This is a genomic window from Pseudomonas sp. P9_35, from assembly GCF_034008205.1.
Classification (GTDB): domain Bacteria; phylum Pseudomonadota; class Gammaproteobacteria; order Pseudomonadales; family Pseudomonadaceae; genus Aquipseudomonas; species Aquipseudomonas kilonensis.
Genome location: NZ_CP125373.1, coordinates 5,705,723 through 5,728,830 on the forward strand (window position 1 = coordinate 5,705,723; position 23,108 = coordinate 5,728,830).

A 23,108-nucleotide genomic window follows, 5' to 3' on the forward strand; every position below is an offset into this window, starting at 1 on the left:
TGACGTTGGAAGCCAGCGCTTTCAGTGGGTTCGCTCGCATTGAAGTTGAATGCGCTGACGCCATCGCGAGCAGGCTCGCTCCCACATTGGTTCTCGGGTGCTCATAAGTCCTGCATCCACCATAAATCCCTGTGGGAGCGAGCCTGCTCGCGATAGCGGTAGGTCAGATTGCATTGAAGTTAACGGGAACAAGCTCCCTCGCCACAGGCCGGTGCCCGCTGAAGAGTGTCAGGCCAGCAACTCCGCCGCCACCACGCTCCTCACACCCTTGCCGCTGAGTTGTTCCACCAGCGTCAAGGCAAACGCCAGGGCGGCGGCCGAGCCCTGGGCTGTGATGCAGTTGCCATCCACCACCACGGGTTGATCGACGAAACTGCAACCGGACAGTTGCTGGCTCACCGCTGGCAGGCAGGTCATGCGTCGCTGGCGCAGGACGCCAAAGGCCTGTAGCGCCAGGGCAGGGGCTTCGGCGATGGCGGCGAAGAAACGTCCGGTGGCGGCCTGGCCCTTGATCAGTTGTTGCAGCGGCTGATGGGCCGCCAGGTGTTGGGCGCCGATGATGCCGCCCGGCAGGACGATCAGGTCGAAATCCTGCACGAGTACGTCCACCAGCATGCCGTCGGCCGTCAGGCGCGTGCCGCGGGCGCAGGTGAGCATCCGTCGCCCTTCGATGCTCGCCACCACGGTTTCGATCTGCGCTCGACGCAGCACATCGATCAGGGTGACCGTCTGCAAGTCGTCGACACCCTCGGCGACAGCTATCAGGGCTCGGGGGATCTTGGTTCCAGGAATCATGGGCGCTCTCTCCACTGGGTGATGCCTGTAGTGTAGGAGCTGCCGAAGGCAGCGATCTTTTGATAGGCGCTTGAGATTCAAGCGTCAGGGGAAAGATCGCAGCCTCGCTGCGCTCGACAGCGCCTACACAGCGTTTATGCAATTCCCACGCAGGAGGCGAGCTACTTGATGTACAGCTGGGTCGACATCCGGTTGCCCGGTGCGTTGATCGAGATGTTGCTGAAGCTGAAGGTGCCCTCTTGCTTGCCCTTCAGGTCGAAGATGTACACATAGCCGACGACTTTGGTCCGCACGGAGCAGTCGTTAAGGTTGCCGTTACTGTACGCACACACGGGCGAGCGGGTGCCGTCGACTTCAAAGCCGTCCAGGGTGACATTGGGCTGGCGGCCATAACCGACCTCCAGCACGTAGACCTTGATATTCGGGCCGCTGTGATCGCAGCGCGTCTGTGCCTGCCCCGGGACGATGTCCTCGAAGCCACAGGCCGGCGACTCGACCTTGAGCACCTTGACCTCGCTCAAGGGCGGTGCCGACGCGGCATTGGCGGTCTGGCCGGACAACCACCAGCCCAGCATGCAACCCACCGCCGCCAGCAGCTTTTTATTCATGCAATACATAGAGACCTCCCGGAACCGCGCGCAGTATGGCCCACTTGGCGCGTTGGCAAAACATCGACGACGATCGCAGCCACAACGCTACGCTGCTGGTATGATGCGCGGCTTTTTCCGACCCATAGAAAATTCCCGGGCGCCGCTGGCGACCTGTGCTTTGCTGTTGAGGTCGATACATTCACGGCGCCGGGCGCGCCACGGGGAGCAGACATGCTGGAAAGGCTGTTTCAACTCAAGGCACATAACACCAACGTGCGGACCGAGATCCTGGCGGGCGTCACGACCTTCCTGGCCATGGCCTACATTCTGTTTGTCAACCCGAGCATCCTCGGCGAAACCGGCATGGACAAGGGCGCGGTGTTCGTCGCCACCTGCCTGGCAGCGGCCATTGGCTCCACGGTCATGGGCCTGATCGCCAACTACCCGATCGCCCTCGCACCGGGCATGGGCCTGAATGCCTTCTTTACCTACACCGTGGTCCTGCACATGGGCCACACCTGGCAAGTGGCGCTGGGCGCAGTGTTCATCTCCGCCGTGCTGTTCTTCATGTTGTCGATCTTTCGCATCCGCGAATGGATCATCAACAGCATCCCGCTGCCGCTGCGCTCGGCCATTGCCGCCGGCATCGGCCTGTTCCTGGCGCTGATCGCCCTGAACAACGCCGGCATCGTGGTGAAAAACCCGGCGACCATGGTCGGCCTCGGCGACTTGAAACAACCGGCGCCGATCCTCGCCACGCTGGGCTTTGTCCTGATCGTCGCCCTCGAAGCCTTGAAAGTACGCGGCGCGGTGCTGATCGGCATCCTGGCGGTCACCATCGTTTCGATCCTGATGGGCTTCACCCCGTTCAACGGCGTTATCTCCGCGCCACCATCCCTGGCCCCGACCTTCCTGCAACTGGACATCAAGGGCGCCCTGGACATCGGCCTGGTGAGCGTGATCTTCGCCTTCCTGTTCGTCGACCTGTTCGACAACTCCGGCACCCTGATCGGCGTCGCCAAGCGCGCCGGGCTGATGGGCAAGGACGGCCACATGCCGAAGATGGGCCGTGCGCTGATCGCCGACAGCACCGCCGCCATGGCCGGTTCGCTGCTGGGCACCTCCACCACCACCAGCTACATCGAATCGGCGGCGGGCGTCAGTGCCGGCGGCCGCACCGGCCTGACCGCCGTCGTCGTGGCGATCCTGTTCCTGCTGGCGCTGTTCTTCTCGCCACTGGCCGCCAGCGTCCCGCCCTTCGCCACCGCTCCAGCCCTGTTGTTCGTCGCCGTACTGATGACCTCGGGCCTGGCGGAAATCGACTGGGACGACATCACCGTCGCTGCGCCCGTGGTGGTGACCGCCCTGGCAATGCCGTTCACCTATTCCATTGCCAACGGCATCGCTTTCGGTTTCATCGCCTGGACCGCCATCAAACTGGCGTCTGGCCGTGGTCGTGAGCTGAACCCGGCGCTGGTCATTCTGTCGATCCTGTTCGTGATCAAGTTGGGTTGGTACAACGCATGACTTTTGATTCCCAGGCCTACGCCGCTCAGCTCCAGGACAAAGTCACCCGCTTGCGTGACCTGTTGGCGCCGTTCGATGCACCAGAACCTGCGGTGTTCGATTCGCCCCTGAAGCACTTCCGCCTGCGCGCCGAATTCCGTCTCTGGCGCGAGGCCGGCGAACGGCATTACGCCATGTTCTCCCAGGACGACAAGCGCACACCGATCCTCATTGAAGAGTTTCCCATCGCCAGCCTGCGCATCAACCAGTTGATGCCGCAACTCAAGGCCGCCTGGCAAGCCAGCGCGCCCCTGAGCCACAAGCTGTTCCAGGTGGAGTTCCTGACCACCCTGGCGGGCGATGCGATGATCACCCTGTGTTATCACCGCCCGCTGGACGAGCACTGGCACGCTGCGGCCTCGAAGCTGGCGGCAGACCTGGGCGTGAGCATCATTGGCCGCTCCAAGGGCAAACGCGAAGTGATCGGCCATGACTACGTGGTGGAGAAGCTCGAAGTGGGCGCTCGCACCTTCAGCTATCGCCAACCCGAAGGCGCCTTCACCCAGCCCAACGGCACGGTGAACCAGAAGATGCTCAACTGGGCCTATGACGCGCTGGGCGATCGTAGCGACGATCTGCTGGAGTTGTACTGCGGCAACGGCAACTTCACCCTGCCCCTGGCCACCCGCGTGCGCAAAGTGCTGGCCACCGAAATCAGCAAGACCTCGGTGAACGCCGCGCTGAGCAACCTCAGCGAAAACGCGGTGGATAACGTCACGCTGGTGCGCCTGTCCGCTGAAGAGCTGACCGAAGCCCTGAACGAAGTCCGGCCGTTCCGTCGCTTGCATGGTATTGACCTGAAAAGCTACGAGTTCGGCAGCGTCTTCGTCGACCCGCCTCGCGCCGGCATGGACCCGGATACCTGCGAGCTGACCCGGCGCTTCGACAATATCCTGTACATCTCCTGCAACCCGGACACCCTCGCCGCGAATATCGCGCAACTGAACGACACCCACCGCATCACGCGCTGCGCGTTGTTCGATCAATTTCCCTGGACCCATCACATGGAGTCCGGGGTGTTGTTGACTCGGCGGTAGGAGCTGACGAGTGCAACGAGGCTGCGATCTTTCTCCAGACACTTGAGTCTCCAAAAGATCGCAGCCTTCGGCAGCTCCTACATGGGGATAATCCCCTCCCTCCTCTCTTGGCAAAGGTCATGTTCGATCATCGAACACTTATTGGCCGACGTCGGCTGCTTTATTTGACCAAATTAACCATCTAGTACAATTTATCTCCAGCGGCTGAAATCCCGCCGACACCAACAATAAAAATGTGGAGAAATTGCGATGCCTCCGATCGTTCTGGTGCTCAACGGCCCGAACCTGAACCTGCTCGGCACCCGCGAGCCGGCAACCTACGGCCATGAAACCCTGGCTGACATCTCCGCACTGTGCGGCCGCGCCGCTGAAGAGTTCGGCCTGGCGGTGGAGTTTCGCCAGACCAACCAGGAAGGCGAGCTGCTGGACTGGATTCACGGCGCCCGCGGCCGGTGTGCCGGTATCGTCATCAACCCGGCGGCCTGGACCCACACTTCCGTGGCGATCCGCGACGCCCTGGTCGCGAGCGAAGTGCCGGTGATCGAAGTCCACCTGTCCAACGTCCACGCCCGTGAAACCTTCCGTCATCACTCCTTCGTCTCATCCGTCGCCATTGGCGTGATGTGCGGGTTTGGCAGCCATGGTTATCGCCTGGCCCTTGAACATTTCAGTCAGCGGTTGAAGGGTTGATGAGCATGTCGAATATCACTGTGCTGGCCGGCCTGATCGGCGCGGGCATCCAGGCCTCTCGCACGCCAGCGCTGCATGAGCATGAGGGCGATGCCCAAGGCATGCGTTACCTCTATCGGCTGATCGACCTCGATGCGCTGAAACTCGACAGCGGCGCCCTGGCCGATCTACTGGCGGCCGCCGAACGCATGGACTTCACCGGCCTGAACATCACCTTCCCCTGCAAGCAGGCGATCATCCCGCTGCTCGATGAGTTGTCATCCGAGGCCCGTGGTATCGGCGCGGTCAATACCGTTGTGCTCAAGGACGGCAAGCGCATCGGCCACAACACCGATTGCCTGGGGTTCGCCGAAGGTTTTCGTCGCGGCCTGGGGGATGTGGCGCGCAAGCGTGTGGTCCAGATGGGCGCCGGTGGCGCCGGCGCGGCGGTAGCCCACGCGCTGTTGATGGAAGGCGTAGAAACCCTGAGCATTTTTGACGTCGAGGTCAGCCGTGCCGAGGCGCTGGCCAACAACTTGAATCAACACTTCGGCGCTGGCCGCGCCCGCGCCGGGCATGACCTGCCCACCGCCATGGCCGAGGCCGATGGCCTGGTGAACACCACGCCCATGGGCATGGCAAAACTACCGGGCATGCCGGTGCCGGTCGAGCTGTTGCGCGGCACTTTGTGGGTCGCGGAAATCGTCTACTTCCCACTGGAAACCGAACTGCTGCGCAACGCCCGCGCGGTCGGCTGCCGCACACTGGATGGCGGCAACATGGCCGTGTTCCAGGCGGTGAAGGCGTTCGAATTGTTCAGCGGCGTGGCACCCGATGCGCAGCGGATGCTGGCGCATTTCCAAAGTATGAACCACTAAAGCCGGTGATAAATCCCTTGTGGGGAATTACTTGTGGGAGCGAGCTTGCTCGCGATGGCGGTGTGTCAGTCGCAATCGATGTTGGCTGATCGACCGCTATCGCGAGCAAGCTCGCTCCCACAAGGTTTCAGGCTTGCAGATAGCGCAACACCGACTCGCAGACCATCTGCCGATGCCGCTGCTTGACCGCTTCATCCGACAGGTCGATCTGAAAGATCTCACCGAACGTCTGGCGATTGGATACGCGGTAAAAACAGAACGAACTGATCAGCAGATGCACATCCAGCGGCTCGAGGCCGGCACGGAACACACCCTCTTCAGCGCCGCGCCGCAGGATCACGCCCAGGGAATCGAGGATGGTATTGGTCATCGCCTTGATCGCGCCTGACTGCTTCACGTACTCGGCGTTGTGGATGTTCTCGATGCAGACGATGCGCACGAAATCCACATTGCGATCGTGGTGGTCGAAGGTGAACTCCACCAGGCGCCGGATCGCGTCGACCGGGGCCAGTTCCGCCAGGTGCAGGCGGCTCTCGGTGGTGCGGATATCGCCGTAGAGTTTTTCCAGCACCTCGACGTACAACTGCTCCTTGCTGCCGAAGTAGTAGTAGATCATGCGCTTGGAGGTGTGGATGCGCTCGGCGATGGCATCGACCCGGGCACCGGCCAGGCCTTGCTGGACGAACTCGACGATGGCTTCCTGAAGAATGTTTTCCCGGGTCTTCTCCGGGTTGTTCTTGCGACTCTTGCGCGGCGCGGCGACGGGTTCGTCGAGCGCTGCGGAAAGCTCTGGATTCATAGTCATTGCGGGGCTCACGGCCATCACTGCACAGGCTGGCGATTATGGGCCGCACCGTGCACTGAAGGAAGTCACGACACGGCCCATTACCGCCACGTTTACGATTTCCCTACAACTTGGCGTGTCGCAAACCACCGCTGCGGGACTTGGCCATGGCCGCCAGGCGCACCGCGACATTGGCGGCGCCATAACCGACGTAACCGTTCTTGCGCTGGATGATCTCGAAGAAAAACCGCCCTTCGAACGGCTCGGTGTAGACATGGAACAGCTCGCCACCCTGGGCATCACGGTCGTACAGCACGTTGAAATACGCCAGCTCGCTGAGAAATTCATCGTCGAAATCGAAACGCGCCGCCAGGTCGTCGTAGTAATTGAGCGGGATGTCCAGCAACGGTACGCCCGCCTCTTTGGCACGACTGACCTGGGCGAAGATGTCGTCGCAGTCGAAGGCGATGTGATGCACGCCGGAGCCGCGATAACTCGACAGCGCGTGTGAGATCGCGGTGTTGCGGTTCTCGGAAATGTTCAGCGGCAAGCGGATCGAACTGCAACGGCTGCGCAGCGCACGGCTTTTTACCAGGCCATAAGGGTCGGGCAGGACCACTTCGTCATCGGCCTCGAAATCCAGCAGGCTCTTGTAGAACAGCACCCAACTGTCGAGGCTGTCGGCCGGCAGCGCCATCGCCATGTGGTCGATGCGCTTGAGCCCGGCCCCAATGACCGCACCCGGCTGCAGGTTGAAATCGGTGCCATAGACGTCGGCCTGCTGGTCCACCAGGTAAATCAGGCTACCGTCCGGTGCGCGCACCGCCGCCAGCTCCAGTTCATTGGGGCCCACCAACCCCCGATAAGGCTGGCCTTTGTAGGCAACGGCCCGCTCCAGGGCGCTGGCACTGTTTTTCACGCGCACGGCGGTGGCGCACAACGAAGGTCCGTGGGCTTCGAAAAAACTGTGGGCGAACGAGTACGGTTCGCTGTTGAGGATCAAGTTGATATCGCCCTGGCGCAGCAGGCTGACATTCTTGGAACGATGCTGGCCGGCCTTGACGAACCCCAGCCGTTCCAGCCAATGGGAGAGCTTGGCGCCGAGGTTATCGTCCACGGCGAACTCGAGGAATTCGATGCCGTCGTATTCGCTGGCCGGCGGCGTGGCGAACAGGATGTCGGCATTGCCCATGGAGGGCGCTTCTTCAGCCAGGCGCTGACGGGTTTTTTCTTCCAGGTACAGCAGCGAGCGCAGCCCGTCGGCGGCATTGGCCCGTGGCGGTGCGGCGCGGAAACCGTCGTTGAAGATTTCCAGCGACAGCGGTCCGGTGTAGCCACTCTTGATGATCGGCGCCAGGAAACCCGGCAAGTCGAACTCGCCCTGCCCCGGGAAACAACGGAAATGCCGGCTCCATTCCAGGACATCCATGGCCAGGATCGGCGCGTCGGCCATTTGCACGAAGAAGATCTTGTCGCCGGGAATCTCGGCGATCGCGCTCGGATCGCCCTTGAGGGACAAGGTATGGAAGCTGTCGAGCAACACGCCGAGGCTGGGGTGATCGGCCTGGCGCACGATGTTCCAGACCTGTTGATAAGTATTCACGTGCCGGCCCCAGGCCAGCGCTTCATAACCGATCCGCAAGCCCCGCGCACCGGCGCGTTCGGCCAGCAGGCGCAGGTCATCGATGAGAATCTGTTCGTCGCCGACGCTGTCGGCCGAGGCGTTGCTGCACACCAGCACCAGGTCAGTGCCCAGTTCCTGCATCAGGTCGAACTTGCGCTCGGCCCGCTCCAGGTTGCGCGACAGGCGATCGCGGCGGCAGCCTTCAAAGTCACGAAACGGTTGGAATAAGGTGATGGCAATGCCCAGGTCGGCGCACATCTGCCTGATTTCCCGAGGGCTGCCATCGTAGTAGAGAAGGTCGTTCTCGAAGATTTCCACCCCATCAAAACCGGCGGCGGCAATGGCTTCGAGTTTTTCCGGCAAGGTACCGCTCAAGGACACGGTGGCAATGGAACGCTGCATGACTTCGGCTCCCGGGACAGGCATCGGCTACAGAAGCTGCGCCGCTTTTGAAAATGCTTTTAAAAGAGTGAGCCGATTATTGAGCTGCCGGTTTCTTTCAGCAATTTAATATGTACCATCCGGTTAGTTTTTTGGGCGATTATCGAACAAAATGGCCATTGCCGAATTGACGATTTTTTGCTCACTGCGCACCATCGTTCCCACATTGACGCCGGCCCGACCGACCTCGATGGACAGACCCAGACCAACCATAAGAATTTCAAAAACGGGTACACGCTATGATCCCTTCCCAAAGTTCCCGCCTGGCCCCCGGCCTGGGTGTCTCCTCCAGCGGCATCGGCGACAAGATCCGCGGCGCCATGGCCGTGGGCAAGACCCGTTGGGGCATGCTCGCCCTGGTGTTTTTTGCCACGACCCTGAACTACATCGACCGCGCCGCCCTGGGCGTGATGCAGCCGATCCTGGCCAAGGAAATGAGCTGGACGGCGATGGACTACGCCAACATCAACTTCTGGTTCCAGGTCGGTTACGCCGTCGGCTTCGTGTTGCAAGGACGGCTGATCGATCGGATCGGCGTCAAGCGCGTCTTCTTCTGCGCCGTGCTGCTCTGGAGCCTGGCGACCGGCGCCCACGGCCTGGCCACCTCGGCGGTGGGCTTCATGGTCTGCCGCTTTATCCTGGGCCTGACCGAAGCTGCCAACTACCCGGCCTGCGTGAAGACTACGCGGCTGTGGTTCCCGGCCGGTGAACGGGCCGTGGCGACTGGCATTTTCAACGCCGGGACCAACGTCGGCGCGATGTTCACCCCGATGCTGCTGCCACTGATCCTGCACGTGTGGGGCTGGCAGGCGGCGTTCTTGTGCATGTCGGCGCTGGGCGGGATCTGGCTGCTGTTCTGGGGGCTGAAATACTTCAACCCCGAAGACCATCCCAGCGTCAAACAGTCGGAACTGGACTACATCCAGGCCCAGGACGAACCGGACCAGGTCCGCGTGCCGTTCTCACGCATCCTGCGCATGCGCGGCACCTGGGCGTTCGCCCTGGCCTACTCGATCACCGCCCCGGTGTTCTGGTTCTACCTCTATTGGCTGCCGCCGTTCCTGAACCAGCAGTACAACCTGGGCATCAACGTGACCCAGATGGGCATCCCGCTGATCATCATCTACCTCACCGCCGACTTCGGCAGCGTGGGCGGCGGCATCCTGTCTTCGTTCCTGATCGGCCGTGGCCTCAATCCGATCAAGGCGCGACTGGTGTCCATGCTGCTGTTCGCCTGCTGCATCATCGGCGTGATCATGGCCGCCGGCGCAAGCAACCTGTGGATGGCGGTGTTCGCCATTTCCCTGGCCATCGGCGCGCACCAGGCCTGGACCGCCAACATCTGGAGCCTGGTCATGGACTACACGCCCAAGCACATGATGAGTACGGTGTTTGGCTTCGGCGGCATGTGCGCGGCCATCGGCGGGATGTTCATGACTCAACTGGTGGGCCACATCCTCACGATCACCAATAACAACTACACCGTGCTGTTCACCCTGATCCCCGCGATGTACTTCATTGCCCTGACCTGGCTGTACTTCATGGCACCGCGCAAGGTGCCTACGCTGGAAAACTGACTGTCCACAAGCTGACGGACAGCGGCTCACCTGTGGCGAGGGAGCTTGCTCCCGCTCGATTGCGCAGCAATCGCTAAAGGGCGAGGGCTGCTTCGCAACCCAGCGGGAGCAAGCTCCCTCGCCACAAGCGTCCGCGTATAGCCAGTGATTACGCCCGCCGCTGTTGCCACGCCGCCGCCAACCCACTCAAGCAGATCAAGGTGATGCCCACCACGGTGGTCAGCGTCGGCGTGTGGTTGAACAACAACCAGCCCAGCAGCCCGGCAAACACGATCTGGCAATACCCGAACGGCGCGAGCAGCGCCGGGGCGGCAAAGCGGAAGGCCTGGGTCAGCATCAGGTGCGCCGTCATCCCGCAGGCGCCCAGCGCCAGCATCATCGCACCGTGCAACAGGCTCGGCACTTGCCAGAAGAACGGCACCAGCGCGCTCATCACCAAGGTGTTGCACAGGCCGGCGAAGAAGTTGCTGGTGGTCGGGCTGTCGATCTCGCTGAGCTTGCGCGTGAGCAGTTGGTAGAAACAGAAGAACAGTGCCGAACAGAACGGCAATATCACCGCTGGGGTGAACAGATCCCCGCCCGGATGGACGATGATCAACACTCCGATAAAGCCGAAGATCACCGCGATCCATTGCCCGCGCGTCACGTGTTCGCCCAGCAATGGCACCGACAACGCGGTGACCAGCACGGGCGCGAGAAAGTTGACCGCCGTCGCCTCGGCCAGCGGGATATACAACAGCGCCGTGGTGAAGAACAGGCTGGTGCCCAGCAGGCACAGCGCCCGGGCCAGTTGCCACAAAGGACGCTTGGTCCGCAGGACCCGCAGCCCCGAGCGCGGCAGGAAAATACCCGCCATCAACAACGTGTGCACCACGTAACGTGCCCAGACCACCATGATGATCGGGTAGAAACCCGAGAGGTATTTCGACAAGGCGTCATGACTGGAGAACAGAAACGTCGCCACCAGAATAAGCAGGATGCCCTTGAAAGCCTGATTGACGCCGGAAAGCGGAGTGCTGACGGTCATGTAGGAATCCTGCGTTGCGTGATGTAGGGAGCAAGGCTTGCCTGTGGCGGATGAGACCGCATTCAGCTGAACAACTCCGAGGCCTGACTGGCTTGCGATAACTCCTCGACAAACGCCAGCAAGGTCGGTGCCAGCTCATGCAACCGCGCCCGCGTCATCCGTGCGCTGGGGCCGGCAACACTCAACACGCCGATGACCCGGCCGTCCAATGGATGACGGACCACAGCGGCAATGGCCGACGTGCCGATCGCCGAGCTTTCCTCGACACAGGCATAGCCGTGTTCGCGGGCCTGGTGCAGGTACTGGAGCAGTTCAGCCGGGCCGCGTGGAGCGTTTGGTCCGGCGTCCGCCGGCACTTGCACGGCCTGGCGCGCCACCAGCGCCAACGCCTCGGCGTCACTCATGCAAGCCAGCCAGGCATGGCCCGACGCGGTATAGGACAACGGCGTTTCACGTCCCATGTCCGGGTCGTAGCGCAAGCCGGAACGGGCCCCCTGAGATTTGGCGATCCAGGTCTGGCACTCCCCTTCGATGACACCCAGGCGCACCAGTTCACCCGTTTCCTGCGCCAGGCGATCGAGCACTGGCTGGACGATGTCGGCACCGCTTCGCGACAGATAACGAAAGCCCATGGCGACCAGGCGGGTCGACAAGTGATAACGCAGGTTCTCGGGATTCTGGCGCACATAGCCCAGGCGCATCAGTTCGGCGAGCAAACGGTGGGTAGCACTCTTGGGAATCTGCAACTGTTCGGCCAAGCCTAGCAGCGGCCAGCCGCGAGGGTCGCTGGCGAGGCTTTCCAGCACATTGAAAACCCGTTCGATTTGACTGCCGGCCATGAGCGATCCAAAGGTAAGTTCGTCGATTCTAGAATATGCAAAGTGTAATGCAAATTCTGGAACTGGCGCGCCATTCGTTCATGCCCTGATGAACCAAACCCCGCGCCGGTTGCCTGAAAGCTCAGGTATCACGCGCATCCTGACGCCCCAAAAGCTAGACTCACCGCAACGGCAGTACAGTGACACCCCGGCCAATCAGAGGAACGCCTACATGTTATGGAAAAAAGGTCGCCGCAGTGACAACGTGGTGGACGCTCGCGGTGACGGTGACGGTGGGGGCGGCGGCGGAATGCGTTTCGGCGGCGGCAAGGGATTGAGCCTGACGGCCGTCCTCCTGATCGTCGGCATCGGCTGGATCACCGGCCAGGACCCGATGCAGATTCTCGGGCAACTGGCCGGGCAGATGGACCAGTCCGCGCCTGCCACTTCACAAACCCGTCAGGCGCCACCGGCCAACGATGAACAGGCCGAGTTCGTGCGCTCGATCCTCGGCGACACCGAAGACACCTGGGGCCAGGTGTTCCAGCAGGCCGGACGCCAGTACCAGCAACCCAAACTGGTGTTGTTCAGCGGCCGGGTCAACTCGGCTTGCGGCCTTGCCTCGTCGGCGACCGGTCCGTTCTATTGCCCGGCAGATCGCCAGGTCTACCTGGACATGAGTTTCTTCAAGGAAATGTCCCAACGTTTCGCTGCCGCCGGCGACTTCGCCCAGGCCTACGTCATTGCCCACGAAGTCGGCCACCATGTGCAGACGCTGCTCGGCGTGTCGGCGAAAATCCAGGAAGCGCGCCAGCAAGGCCGGCAGATGGAGGGCGATGGCGGCTTGCTGGTACGCCAGGAGTTGCAGGCCGATTGCCTGGCGGGTGTGTGGGCCAACCATGCGCAAAAACGCCTAAACTGGCTGGAGCCGGGGGACATCGAAGAGGCCTTGAACGCCGCCAATGCCATCGGCGATGACCGCTTGCAGCAACAAGGCCAGGGTCGCGTGGTGCCGGACTCCTTCACCCACGGCACGTCGGCGCAGCGCGTGCGCTGGTTCAAGACCGGGTTCGCCCAGGGCCAGGTCAGCCAGTGCGACACGTTCGCGGCGAAAAACCTGTAGATGAAGTGGGGGGCGTTGATCGGGCTGGTGCTGTGCTGCGCCGTCGCCCAGGCCGAGGAACACGGCGTCAACGTGGTCGCCCAAGGGCGACTGCAGTTCAAGGGCGGCGCCATGGCCGTCGGTGTAAGCCCACCGCCGGCGTCCATCCAGCGCGTGTTGATCATCCTCCACGGTCGGCTGCGCAATGCCGACACCTACCTGCACAGCGCCGAAAAGGCTGCCGGGCAGGCCGGACAACTGGGCACCACCCTGATCATCGCCCCGCAGTTTCTCAACGAACAGGACGTGGCGCGCCATCAATTGCCCAATGACCTCCTGCGCTGGCAAGGCAACGACTGGATGGCCGGTGGCTTATCCACAGGGCCCAATCCAGTCAGTTCCTTCCAGGTACTCGACGACATCGTCGCGCGAGTCAGTGACCGGCAGCAGTTTCCCGAAGTGAAAGAGATCGTCATCGCCGGCCATTCCGGCGGCGCCCAGGTCGTGCAGCGCTATGCCCTGCTCGCCCACGGCCAATACCGGATCAGCCCACGCTTTGTCATCGCCAACCCGTCGTCCTATGCCTACTTCGATGCGCAACGGCCCATGGCGTTCGACCCTGCCAGTTGCCCTGGCTTCAATCGTTGGAAATACGGCCTGCAGAACTTGCCAGCCTACGCGGCGGGGCAAACACCTGCGCAACTGGAAGATCACTACGCCAAGCGCGACATCGTCTATTTGCTCGGGCAACAAGACACCGACCCGGAACATCCGGCGCTGGATAAAGGCTGTGAAGCACAAACCCAGGGACCGTATCGGTTACTGCGCGGGCATTTCTTTTTCGACTACCTGACCCGGCGTCATCCCGAGGGGTTGAACCAGCGGCTGATCGAAGTGCCCGGGGTGGGGCACGATGGGAGTGGGATGTTCAATTCGCCCGAGGGGTTGAAGGTTATGTTTGGTCAGTAAGTTTTGTCGCGAATGACAGGGACCTATCGCGAGCAAGCTCGCTCCCACAGTAGATCGGGTGTGGACACAAATTTCGCGACCAACAGAAATCCCCTTGTGGGAGCGAGCTTGCTCGCGATAGCGATCGATCAGTCAACCCAGCCCTCAAGCCAACAGCATCTGCCGCAACACCCCACAATCGCGCGCATGCCAATCCGTCAGTTCCGGCCATGGATTGTCCGGCAGGTTCACCAGCACCGTCCGCGCCCCCGCCGCACGCCCGCAGTCCAGGTCAAAGCGGTAATCGCCCACCATCACCATCGCCTCGGGCGCCACGTTCCAGGCCTCGGCCAGCTTCAACAGGCCACCGGGGTGAGGCTTGGGCGGTGCTTCGTCGCGGCCCAGCACATCTTCCACGGCAAAACAGTCCGCCAGGCCGATGGCTTCGAGGGTGACGTGGGCCAGCTCGCGGGCGTTACGGGTGAGGATACCCAGGCGATAACCGCGCCCGGCCAGTTCGCGCACCAGCTCAACCGCCCCCGGCGCGGGCCTGGAGCCCAGCGCCAGGTCCCGTTCATGCTCCAGCAGCCAGGCATGCTTGGCCGCCGCTTCCTCGGCGGGCAACCCTGCCAGATGGGTGAGGATGTCGTCTTCGGCCGGAATCGCCAGGGCCACGCGAATCGCCGCGAAGTCATGCACGGCGATCGTCAGCGTGCCATCCATGTCGAACACCCAGTGACGAACCTCGGCCAGGCTCATGCCCAGTCCTTGCGATGACGAATCAGGCCTTCCTGGGTCACCGAGGCCACCAGTTGTCCGGCGCGGTTGAACACGCTGCCACGGGAGAACCCGCGCGAGTTACCGGCCCACGGGCTGTCCATGGCGTAGAGCAACCAGTCATCGGCGCGCAGGTCGGCATGGAACCACAAGGCGTGGTCGAGGCTGGCGACCTGCATATCTTTGTGCCACACCGATTTACCGTGGGGCAGCAGCGAAGTGGTCAACAGGCCGAAGTCCGACGCATAGGCCAGCAGGTATTTGTGCAAGGCCGGCGAATCCGCCAGGGCGCCATCGGCACGGAACCACACGTATTTGACCGGGTCGGCCGGTTGCGGGTTGTAAGGGTCTTTTTCGGTGACCGGGCGTACTTCGATCGGCTTGGGGCACAGCAGTTTTTCGCGCATGTGCTCGGGCAGCAGGTGCGCGCGCTGCTGGGTCAGTTCCAGCTCGGACGGCAGGTTCTCCGGCCCGACGACTTGCGGCATGCTGCTCTGGTGCTCAAAGCCCTCTTCGTCGTACTGGAACGACGCGCTGCAGGTGAAAATCGGGTTGCCCTTCTGGATCGCCGTCACCCGGCGAGTGCTGAAGCTGCCACCGTCACGTACCCGGTCCACCTGGTAGACCACCGGCAACGCAGCGTCGCCCGGACGCAGGAAGTAACCGTGCATCGAATGCACATGGCGCGCCTCTTCCACGGTCTGGCTGGCCGCCGACAACGACTGGCCCAGTACCTGGCCGCCGAACAACTGGCGAAACCCCAGGTCCTGGCTACGCCCGCGAAACAGGTTCTCTTCGATCGGTTCCAGGGTCAGCAGGTCGACCAGATCTTCCAACACGTGGCTCATTCAGACTTTCCTCACACAGCGCAAAAACCGCGCAGTCTATGATAGTGGCCCAGGCCATTCTGGCGGGCATTGTAAACGTCCGTGTCGGCTAACCGTGCAGGGTCTGCAACCACTGCTCACGATTGATGCGATAGAGCACATGGTGACGCAATGGATGACCAACGGCGAGTGTCGGGTGTTCGAAGTCGTCAGCCGGGTCGTGCAGCATGCCAATGGCCTGCATGACCTTTTGCGATGGCAGGTTGTCGACGGCGGTGAACGCCACTACTTCGTCCAGCGTCAACTGGTCGAATGCACAACGCAGGGCCGTCCACGCCGCTTCGCTGGCATAGCCCAGGCCCCAGTGCTCCCGGGCCAGGCGCCAACCGATCTCGATAGCCGGTGTGAAAGGCGCATCGAACCCGACCACACCCAGCCCGGTGAAGCCAATGAAGGCGCCAGTGTCCTTGCGTTCCAGGGCCCACAAACCAAAACCATGCTCGGCGAAATGCCCCCGCACGCGACCGATCAGGGCAGCGCTTTCCAAGCGGCTCAGGCGCGCCGGGAAATAACGCATCACCTGCGGGTCTGCGCACATGGCGGCAAATTCCGGCAAGTCATCATCGCGCCACTGCCGCAAGAGCAGCCGTGCGCTTTCCAGCTCCAGTATCGGCTCCATTTTCACTCCTCTTCCATGCCCCAGAGTCTACATCGCTGGTAGGATCCGTCACTCACTCACCGCTGAAAACACTATGCCTCTGCCGCTTATCTATCACGAAGACTACAGCCCCGACTTCCCGGCGGAACACCGTTTCCCCATGGACAAGTTTCGCCTGTTGCGCGATCACCTGGTGGACAGCGGCCTGACCCGCGACGCGGACCTGCTGCGCCCGTCGCTGTGTCCGCCGGACATTCTCGCCCTGGCCCACGACCGTGCGTATATCGAACGCTACATGGGCGGTGAGTTGTCCCGTGAAGACCAACGGCGACTTGGCCTGCCCTGGAGCGAAGCCCTGGCCCGTCGCACGGTGCGTGCCGTGGGCGGCTCGCTCCTGGCCGCCGAACAAGCCCTTGAGCACGGGCTGGCCTGCCACCTCGCCGGCGGCACCCATCACGCCCACTACGACCACCCGGCCGGCTTCTGCATCTTCAACGACCTGGCGGTGATCAGTCGCTATTTCCTGGCCAGCGGCCGGGTCTCACGGGTGCTTATTTTCGACTGCGACGTGCACCAGGGCGACGGCACCGCCCGAATACTCCATGACACCCCGGACGCCGTGACAGTTTCCTTGCACTGCGAAAAGAATTTTCCTGCACGCAAGGCGCAAAGCGACTGGGACATCCCCCTGCCGATGGGCATGGAAGACGCGGCTTATTTGAAGGTGGTGGACGATGCGCTCAACTACTTGCTGCCGCTCTATCAGCCGGACCTGGTGCTGTATGACGCCGGCGTCGACGTACACAAGGATGACGCCCTCGGTTACCTGAAGCTGACCGACGAAGGCCTCGCCGCCCGGGACGAGAGCGTCATGCGCCATTGCCTGGGACGCGACATCCCGGTGGTCGGCGTGATCGGTGGAGGCTACAGCAAGGACCGCAAGGCCCTGGCCCGCCGCCACGCAATCCTGCACCACAGCGCACAAAGGGTCTGGACGTCATCAGGTTGTCACTGAAACCTGGGCTTTACCCACAATGCCTGTGGAGCGGCCTGTGGATAACCTGAGCGAAACGGCCTACAGCCTATGCTGCCTGTAGCGTACAGAGGCTTGGCTGTTTTTTGATCACTTCCTGAAAAGCGCCACCCACCCCCTGTGGGAGCGAGCTTGCTCGCGATAGCGGTGTATCAGTGACATTCATGTAGCTGACCCTGCGCTATCGCGAGCAAGCTCGCTCCCACAAAGAGTTGTGCTGGTAGAATGCCCCGCCTACCCCAGCCCCCACAGTTCAAATCATGACCTCGACCGCCAAGCCTTCCGCCCCAAACATCGCCATCATCGGCGGCGGCCCCGCCGGCCTGATGGCGGCCGAGGTGCTAAGCCAGGCGGGCCTTCAAGTCGACCTGTACGACGGCATGCCCTCGGTGGGCCGCAAATTCCTGCTGGCCGGCGTCGGCGGCATGAACATCACCCACTCCGAAGCCTTCCCGGCCTTCCTCTCCCGCTACGGCGAACGTGCGCCGAACATTGCCCCGCTGCTGCGGGCATTCGGCGCCGAGCAATTGTGCGAATGGATTCACGGGCTGGGCATCGACACCTTTGTCGGCAGCTCCGGACGGGTATTTCCCACCGACATGAAAGCCGCGCCACTGCTGCGCGCCTGGCTCAAGCGCCTGCGCGATGCCGGCGTGGCGATCCACACGCGCCATCGCTGGCTCGGCTGGAACCCCGATGGCAGCTTGCGCATAGCGAGTCCGGAAGGTGAGAAAACGCTACGCCCCGACGCGATACTGCTGGCCCTGGGCGGCGGCAGTTGGTCACGCCTGGGCTCCGACGGCGCCTGGATGCTGCCGCTGGAACAACGCGGCGTGGCCCTGGCGCCGTTGCAACCAAGCAACTGCGGGTTCGAGGTAGAAGCCTGGAGCGACCTGATGATCAGCAAATTCGCTGGCGCCCCGCTCAAGAACATCGCCATCGGCCTGAACGACGATGTACCGCGCCTCGGCGAATGCGTGATCACCGCCACCGGCATCGAAGGCAGCCTGATCTACGCCCTGTCGGCAGCGATTCGCGAAGCCATCAACCAACATGGCAGCGCGACCCTCCATCTAGACCTGCTGCCCGGACGGCCTGTGGATAAAATCCTCCAGGCCCTGAACAAGCCTCGCGGTTCCCGTTCGATGGCCAAGCACTTGCACAGTCAGTTGGGGATCGACGGCGTCAAGGCTGCGCTATTGCGTGAGCTCACGCCGGCCGAGTGTTTCACTGACCTGGCGCGGCTGGCCCGGGCGATCAAGGCCTTGCCAGTCACCCTGGTGAAGACCCGCCCCTTGGACGAAGCCATCAGCAGCGCCGGTGGCGTGACCTTCGAGGCCCTGGATGAACGCCTGATGCTCAAGCAATTGCCCGGCGTGTTCTGCGCCGGGGAAATGCTCGATTGGGAAGCACCGACCGGCGGTTACCTGCTCACGGCGTGTTTTGCCAGTGGCCGCGCGGCGGGGTTGGGAATCCTGGAATTCTTGAACGGTTGAACCCGTAGGAGCTGACGAGTGAAACGAGGCTGCGATCTTTCCCCAGACACTTGAATCTCAAGCGTAAGATCAAAAGATCGCAGCCTCGCTTCGCTCGACAGCTCCTACAGTTCCCATGTGGCCTTTGATATCAAGGCTTACGCTTACGCGGCCCGGTATTGAACACCGGCACTTTGCGCACAGGCTTGACCGAAGGTTCAACAGGCGAGGCATCGCCGCTGTCCACCCACTTGCCCAGGTTGCGCTTGCCGCCGCCACCGGAGGTTTTCGGTTTCTTCGGCTTTTTCGGTTTCTTGATCACCTGGCCGCTGGCATCGGTGTCCGGTACCCGATGTTCAGGCTCGAAGTCCTGTTCCATCTGACGAGTCAGCGCCTGGCGCGTCAGCATCTCGATGGCCGACAGCAGGTTCACTTCGTCGGCGCAGACCAGGGAAATCGCTTCCCCGGTCGAGCCCGCCCGACCGGTACGGCCGATGCGGTGGATGTAGTCCTCGGCGACGATCGGCAGGTCGAAGTTCACCACCAACGGCAAGTCTTCGATATCCAAGCCACGGGCAGCGACGTCGGTCGCCACCAGGATCTGCACTTCGCTGGCCTTGAAGCGGTCCAGTGCGCGCTGGCGGGTGGCTTGGGGTTTGTCACCGTGGATGCCGTCGGCGTTGACGCCCAGGCCCTGGAGTTTTTCCACCAACGCATCAACGCCATTGCGTGTCTTGGCAAAGACCAGCACCTGCTTCCACTTGTTCTTGCGCATCAGGTGCACGAACAATTCCGGCTTGCGCTTCTTGTCCACCGTCACCACCCATTGCTTGACGGTGTTGGCGGCGACGTTGCGCGGGCTCACTTCAATGCTCAGCGGATCGTTGAGCATCTGCCCGGCCAGCAGGCGGATGGCGTCGGAGAAGGTCGCCGAGAACAGCAGCGTCTGGCGCTTCTTCGGCAGGGCCTTGTAGATATTCGCCAGTTCCTCGGAGAAGCCCAGGTCGAGCATGCGGTCGGCTTCGTCCAGCACCAGGGTCTGCAACTGGTTGAACTTCAGCGCGTTCTGGCGGAACAAATCGAGCAGACGCCCAGGCGTGGCGACCAACAGGTCGACGCCTTTGCGCAATTTCATCATCTGCGGGTTGATGCTGACGCCGCCGTACACGGCGTAGGTGCTCAGCGGCAGGTTTTGCGCGTACTGACGCACGCTTTCATGGACCTGCTCAGCCAGCTCACGGGTTGGCACCAGGATCAGCGCCCGCACCGAGTTGGCCGCGACCTTCGGCCCTTCGGTGGTCAGCAACTGCAACAGCGGCACGGCGAAACCGGCGGTCTTGCCGGTGCCGGTCTGGGCCGCGGCCATCAGGTCACGACCGGCCAGCACCGCCGGCATGGCTTGCGCCTGCACCGGGGTCGGGGTCTGGTAGCCGAGCGTCTCAAGGGCGCGCAGCAAGGGTTCGATCAGGCCAAGGGTGGCGAAAGTCATGGAAGTACCGTAGGAGAAATCAGCGCAAGATGTGCAATGCGCGGAAGTTTACCCTAAATCAGGAAGCGGCCGGCGCAGGCTTGGGTTTGCGCCACTGCGGCAAACCGATCAACACCACGGCACTGATGATCACCAACATCGCCACACTTTCTTCAGCGCCAATGGTTTCACCCGCGAACACGATCCCCAGCAACACTGCCACGGCTGGGTTGACGTAGGCATAACTGGTGGCCGCCGCCGGGCGCACATGCTTGAGCAGGTACATGTAGGCATTGAAGGCAACGATCGAACCGAAGCAGGTCAGGTAAGCCAAGGCAAGCCAACCTTCCAGCGGCGGCACGCTGTCCAGGTGCTCGCCGCTGGCCACACTGCCGATCAACAGCACCACACCGCCCACCAGCATCTCCACGGCACTGGCCATCGCCCCTGCCGGCAACGGCACGTGTTTGCTCAGCACCGAACCGAAGGCCCAGGACGCCGCCGCGAATACCAGCAAGGTCGCACCCAACGGGCTGGACTGCAGGTTGGAGCCCAGGTTGAGCATCGCGATACCAATCAACCCCAGCACAATCCCCGCCCATTCCAGACGAGTATTACGCGCACCCCAGAAATATCCGCAGAGCAAGGTAAACAAAGGCACCGTTGCCACCGCCAGGGCCGCCACCCCGGACGCCACGCCAGTGTGCTCGGCCACACTGACCGCGCCGTTACCAAAACTGAGCAACAGTACGCCGATGATGGCCCCGGCCTTCCATTGCGCCCAGGTCGGCGCCGGTGCCCCGCGCCAGCGCAGGAAGCCATACATCAGCGAACCGGCCAGCACAAAACGAATCCCGGCCAGCAACAGCGGCGGCCAATGCTCCACACCGATGCGAATCACCAGGTAGGTCGAACCCCAGATGACATACAAGGCAAAGAAGGCAGCGATCAATGGCAGGGGGAAGCGGCGTGTGCCAGGCATGGTCAGCTCGAAGTCAGGACAATGAGAGACGCTATTCTAGAAAGGCGAAGGGCGGAAATTAAGCTACAAAACCTGTTTATCCGGGCCATACACTTTTCAAAACACGGCGTTCGGCGCTATAAGTCGCGCTTTCGAAAGCCACGTCATTTGGAAGCCTACCTGTGGATAAATACGACCGCATGCTGCTCAGCGCCCTGTTGGAAAACGGTCGTGCGTCCTACGCCGAACTGGCCCGCAAAGTGAACCTGTCAGCCCCCGCCGTGGCCGAGCGGGTCAGCAAACTGGAAGCCAGCGGCGTCATCACCGGTTATCAAGCCAAAGTCGACATGGCGAAGATCGGCCTGCCGGTGCAGTGCGTCATCGAATTGCGGATGAACCAGCATGGCAACCAGAAGACCTACGACGAACTGTGCAAGATCCCACAACTGACCGAGTGCCACCGGGTCACCGGGGACCCGTGCGTGATCATGCAAGCGGCGGTGAGCTCGATGCCGGAACTGGAAGAGCTGATCAACCGCATCGCCAAGTTCGGCTTCAGCAAGACCTCGATTGTGCTATCCAGCGCCATTGAAAAGCGCGTGCCGTTGGGGCAGTTGGAAGGCAACGGCAAATAATCCGCTCAACACAGACCAACCCTGTGGGAGCGAGCTTGCTCGCGATAGCCTTGGATCAGCCAACATTAATGTCGACTGACAGACCGCAATCGCGAGCAAGCTCGCTCCCACATTGGATCTTCAGTGAGCACAGGGTCAGTGTGTTGCCGGGATATGGTGTGGGAGCGAGCTTGCTCGCGAAAGCGGTCTGTCTGACACATCACTCCCACAGTTGCTTTGTGGTGTGTTTAGAACCCGCGATGCCGCTTGAGGTGCTCGTTGATCTTCGCCGCCGGCACTTTCTGCAAACTGCACAGCAGATCATGGGACAACTCCCGCAGCCCGTGCTTTTGCCGCAATTGCGAAGCCAGGTGCGCGGTGAGGTTGGCGGCCATTTCGGCGTCGGCCATGGCCCGGTGAGCCTGGCCGGTATGGGGCAGGCCGGCGAAAGCGTTGAGCGTGCCGAGCTTGTGGTTCGGCGCCGCCGGCATCAGGCGTCGGGCCAGCAACAGTGAGCAGGCAAAATTCTGCAGGCGGGTGCGCTTGATTCGCCCCAGTTCGAAGTCCCAGAACTTCTGGTCGAACGCGGCGTTGTGGGCCAGCAGCGGCGTGATGCCAACGAACTCGTTGACCTCGTTCATCACTTTTTCCGCCGACGGGGCGCTGCGCAGCATGGCGTTGCTGATGCCGGTCAATTGCTCGATAAATGCAGGGATACGCACACCGGCATTCATCAGGCTCTGGTAGCGGTCGACGATCCGGCCTTGTTCGAGCATCACCACCGCGATTTCAGTGGCCCGGCAACTGCTGCTCGGGGTGATCCCGGTGGTTTCAAAGTCGATGACTGCGATGCGTTCCAAACCTTTTGAACTCCGTGAAAATCAATTCTTGAGCAACAACGCGCCTTCGATGGGCACGTAGCGGCTGGCGGCGCGGATCAGCGAGTTGGCGGTCAACCCCGGCACGCCATAGGCCACCGCTTGTACACCATGCTTCTGGATGATGCGCTCGAGCAGCATGTCGAAATCACCGTCGCCGGAGGCCAGCACCACTTCGTCGACGTGGTCGGCGGCGTCCATGATGTCCAGCGTGATGCCCACGTCCCAGTCGCCCTTGGCCGAGCCGTCGCTGCGCTGGATGTAGGGCTTGAGCTTCACGACAAAACCCAGGTTGCGCAGGATCTGCTGGAATTGCTGCTGCTTGCTGTCACCGCGATCGATCGCGTAGGCATACGCCTCGACGATCTGCCCCTGCTTGCTGACATCAGCCCACAGCGCGGCGTAGTTGAAATGGCAACCGTAGGCTTGGCGCACGGTGTAGTAGAGGTTCTGGACATCGGCGAACACTGCAATTTTTTTCACCGCGTTTCCTCTTGGATGCACACGCACACAGGCCACCAGGGCCGAAAAGTCGCCCAGTATGCCAGCCCGAAGGATTGT

Annotated in this window: 23 protein-coding genes; 10 read left to right on the top strand and 13 right to left on the bottom strand. The window is 62.1% G+C overall.

The genetic code is table 11. The annotated features are described in order from the left end of the window. Positions 1-228: 228 nt before the first annotated feature. Together QMK47_RS25375 and QMK47_RS25380 are read right to left on the bottom strand one after the other, a co-directional pair. On the bottom strand, positions 229-795 hold the full coding sequence (locus QMK47_RS25375) for a DJ-1 family glyoxalase III (RefSeq protein WP_003205801.1): 567 nt from the start codon (positions 793-795) through the stop codon (positions 229-231). Between the two features lie 161 nt (positions 796-956). Then, complete coding sequence (locus QMK47_RS25380; protein ID WP_320389481.1) at positions 957-1,412, bottom strand: DUF4879 domain-containing protein; 456 nt, start codon at positions 1,410-1,412, stop codon at positions 957-959. Positions 1,413-1,616: 204 nt separating this feature from the next. On the opposite strand from QMK47_RS25380, the gene QMK47_RS25385 reads away from it, so the two are divergent. The 4 genes from QMK47_RS25385 to QMK47_RS25400 all read left to right on the top strand — a co-directional run bounded on the left by QMK47_RS25385 (position 1,617) and on the right by QMK47_RS25400 (position 5,535). Beyond that, positions 1,617-2,912: an NCS2 family permease gene (locus QMK47_RS25385; RefSeq protein ID WP_214512876.1), complete on the top strand. Its 1,296-nt coding sequence runs from the start codon at positions 1,617-1,619 to the stop codon at positions 2,910-2,912. Then, positions 2,909-3,988 carry a tRNA (uridine(54)-C5)-methyltransferase TrmA gene (gene trmA / locus QMK47_RS25390; RefSeq protein WP_014340319.1) on the top strand — a complete coding sequence of 360 codons (1,080 nt, stop codon included), beginning with the start codon at positions 2,909-2,911 and terminating at the stop codon, positions 3,986-3,988. The genes QMK47_RS25385 and trmA overlap by 4 nt, the downstream gene beginning before the upstream one ends. A gap of 249 nt (positions 3,989-4,237) precedes the next feature. Continuing rightward, entirely contained in the window at positions 4,238-4,678 is a 441-nt protein-coding gene (gene aroQ, locus QMK47_RS25395) for a type II 3-dehydroquinate dehydratase (RefSeq protein WP_003205806.1), read from the top strand. Positions 4,679-4,683: 5 nt separating this feature from the next. Further along, the gene (locus tag QMK47_RS25400) at positions 4,684-5,535 is read left to right on the top strand and encodes a shikimate dehydrogenase (protein WP_408980822.1); all 852 of its coding nucleotides are present in this window, start codon (positions 4,684-4,686) and stop codon (positions 5,533-5,535) included. A 127-nt stretch (positions 5,536-5,662) separates the two neighbouring features. Here the strand turns inward: QMK47_RS25400 and QMK47_RS25405 are convergent, their stop codons facing one another. Both QMK47_RS25405 and quiC read right to left on the bottom strand, forming a co-directional pair. Continuing rightward, positions 5,663-6,340, bottom strand: a complete 678-nt coding sequence (locus QMK47_RS25405; protein ID WP_320389482.1) for a TetR/AcrR family transcriptional regulator — start codon at positions 6,338-6,340, stop codon at positions 5,663-5,665. Between the two features lie 103 nt (positions 6,341-6,443). Then, a complete protein-coding gene (gene quiC, locus QMK47_RS25410; RefSeq protein WP_214512879.1) occupies positions 6,444-8,345 on the bottom strand; it encodes a 3-dehydroshikimate dehydratase QuiC in 1,902 nt (633 codons plus the stop codon). A 278-nt stretch (positions 8,346-8,623) separates the two neighbouring features. On the opposite strand from quiC, the gene QMK47_RS25415 reads away from it, so the two are divergent. Next, a complete protein-coding gene (locus tag QMK47_RS25415) occupies positions 8,624-9,961 on the top strand; it encodes an MFS transporter (protein WP_258689439.1) in 1,338 nt (445 codons plus the stop codon). A 148-nt stretch (positions 9,962-10,109) separates the two neighbouring features. On the opposite strand, the gene QMK47_RS25420 is transcribed toward QMK47_RS25415, so the two are convergent. Next, positions 10,110-10,988, bottom strand: coding sequence for a DMT family transporter (locus tag QMK47_RS25420; protein ID WP_003205814.1), 879 nt, complete (start codon positions 10,986-10,988; stop codon positions 10,110-10,112). 62 nt (positions 10,989-11,050) lie between these two features. Further along, on the bottom strand, positions 11,051-11,827 hold the full coding sequence (locus QMK47_RS25425; protein WP_253469580.1) for an IclR family transcriptional regulator: 777 nt from the start codon (positions 11,825-11,827) through the stop codon (positions 11,051-11,053). Between the two features lie 211 nt (positions 11,828-12,038). On the opposite strand from QMK47_RS25425, the gene QMK47_RS25430 reads away from it, so the two are divergent. Continuing rightward, positions 12,039-12,929, top strand: a complete 891-nt coding sequence (locus QMK47_RS25430) for a neutral zinc metallopeptidase (protein WP_214512882.1) — start codon at positions 12,039-12,041, stop codon at positions 12,927-12,929. Beyond that, on the top strand, positions 12,930-13,877 hold the full coding sequence (locus QMK47_RS25435; protein WP_320389483.1) for an alpha/beta hydrolase: 948 nt from the start codon (positions 12,930-12,932) through the stop codon (positions 13,875-13,877). A 144-nt stretch (positions 13,878-14,021) separates the two neighbouring features. Here the strand turns inward: QMK47_RS25435 and QMK47_RS25440 are convergent, their stop codons facing one another. From QMK47_RS25440 to QMK47_RS25450, 3 genes are all read right to left on the bottom strand, one after another. Beyond that, on the bottom strand, positions 14,022-14,615 hold the full coding sequence (locus QMK47_RS25440) for an HAD family hydrolase (protein ID WP_320389484.1): 594 nt from the start codon (positions 14,613-14,615) through the stop codon (positions 14,022-14,024). Continuing rightward, positions 14,612-15,481 (bottom strand): acyl-CoA thioesterase II, encoded by an 870-nt coding sequence (tesB, locus tag QMK47_RS25445; RefSeq protein WP_003205823.1) that lies wholly within the window; start codon positions 15,479-15,481, stop codon positions 14,612-14,614. Before tesB ends, QMK47_RS25440 begins: the two co-directional genes overlap by 4 nt. An 88-nt stretch (positions 15,482-15,569) precedes the next feature. Next, complete coding sequence (locus QMK47_RS25450) at positions 15,570-16,139, bottom strand: GNAT family N-acetyltransferase (RefSeq protein ID WP_253469588.1); 570 nt, start codon at positions 16,137-16,139, stop codon at positions 15,570-15,572. 73 nt (positions 16,140-16,212) lie between these two features. Between QMK47_RS25450 and QMK47_RS25455 the strand changes: the two genes are divergently transcribed. Both QMK47_RS25455 and QMK47_RS25460 read left to right on the top strand, forming a co-directional pair. Then, positions 16,213-17,133 carry a histone deacetylase gene (locus QMK47_RS25455; RefSeq protein ID WP_258689441.1) on the top strand — a complete coding sequence of 307 codons (921 nt, stop codon included), beginning with the start codon at positions 16,213-16,215 and terminating at the stop codon, positions 17,131-17,133. Positions 17,134-17,411: 278 nt separating this feature from the next. Continuing rightward, positions 17,412-18,647 carry a TIGR03862 family flavoprotein gene (locus QMK47_RS25460; RefSeq protein ID WP_320389485.1) on the top strand — a complete coding sequence of 412 codons (1,236 nt, stop codon included), beginning with the start codon at positions 17,412-17,414 and terminating at the stop codon, positions 18,645-18,647. A 130-nt stretch (positions 18,648-18,777) separates the two neighbouring features. Here the strand turns inward: QMK47_RS25460 and QMK47_RS25465 are convergent, their stop codons facing one another. Beyond that, positions 18,778-20,115, bottom strand: coding sequence for a DEAD/DEAH box helicase (locus tag QMK47_RS25465; RefSeq protein ID WP_253469597.1), 1,338 nt, complete (start codon positions 20,113-20,115; stop codon positions 18,778-18,780). A gap of 58 nt (positions 20,116-20,173) precedes the next feature. Beyond that, a complete protein-coding gene (gene yedA, locus QMK47_RS25470; protein WP_253469600.1) occupies positions 20,174-21,076 on the bottom strand; it encodes a drug/metabolite exporter YedA in 903 nt (300 codons plus the stop codon). 161 nt (positions 21,077-21,237) lie between these two features. Here yedA and QMK47_RS25475 point away from each other — a divergent pair, with 161 nt between their 5' ends. After that, positions 21,238-21,690, top strand: a complete 453-nt coding sequence (locus QMK47_RS25475; protein ID WP_320389486.1) for an Lrp/AsnC family transcriptional regulator — start codon at positions 21,238-21,240, stop codon at positions 21,688-21,690. Between the two features lie 227 nt (positions 21,691-21,917). Here the strand turns inward: QMK47_RS25475 and QMK47_RS25480 are convergent, their stop codons facing one another. Both QMK47_RS25480 and QMK47_RS25485 read right to left on the bottom strand, forming a co-directional pair. Then, positions 21,918-22,529 (bottom strand): PolC-type DNA polymerase III, encoded by a 612-nt coding sequence (locus tag QMK47_RS25480; protein WP_092173958.1) that lies wholly within the window; start codon positions 22,527-22,529, stop codon positions 21,918-21,920. 21 nt (positions 22,530-22,550) lie between these two features. Then, a complete protein-coding gene (locus QMK47_RS25485) occupies positions 22,551-23,030 on the bottom strand; it encodes an NYN domain-containing protein (protein WP_053182045.1) in 480 nt (159 codons plus the stop codon). Positions 23,031-23,108: the final 78 nt, after the last annotated feature.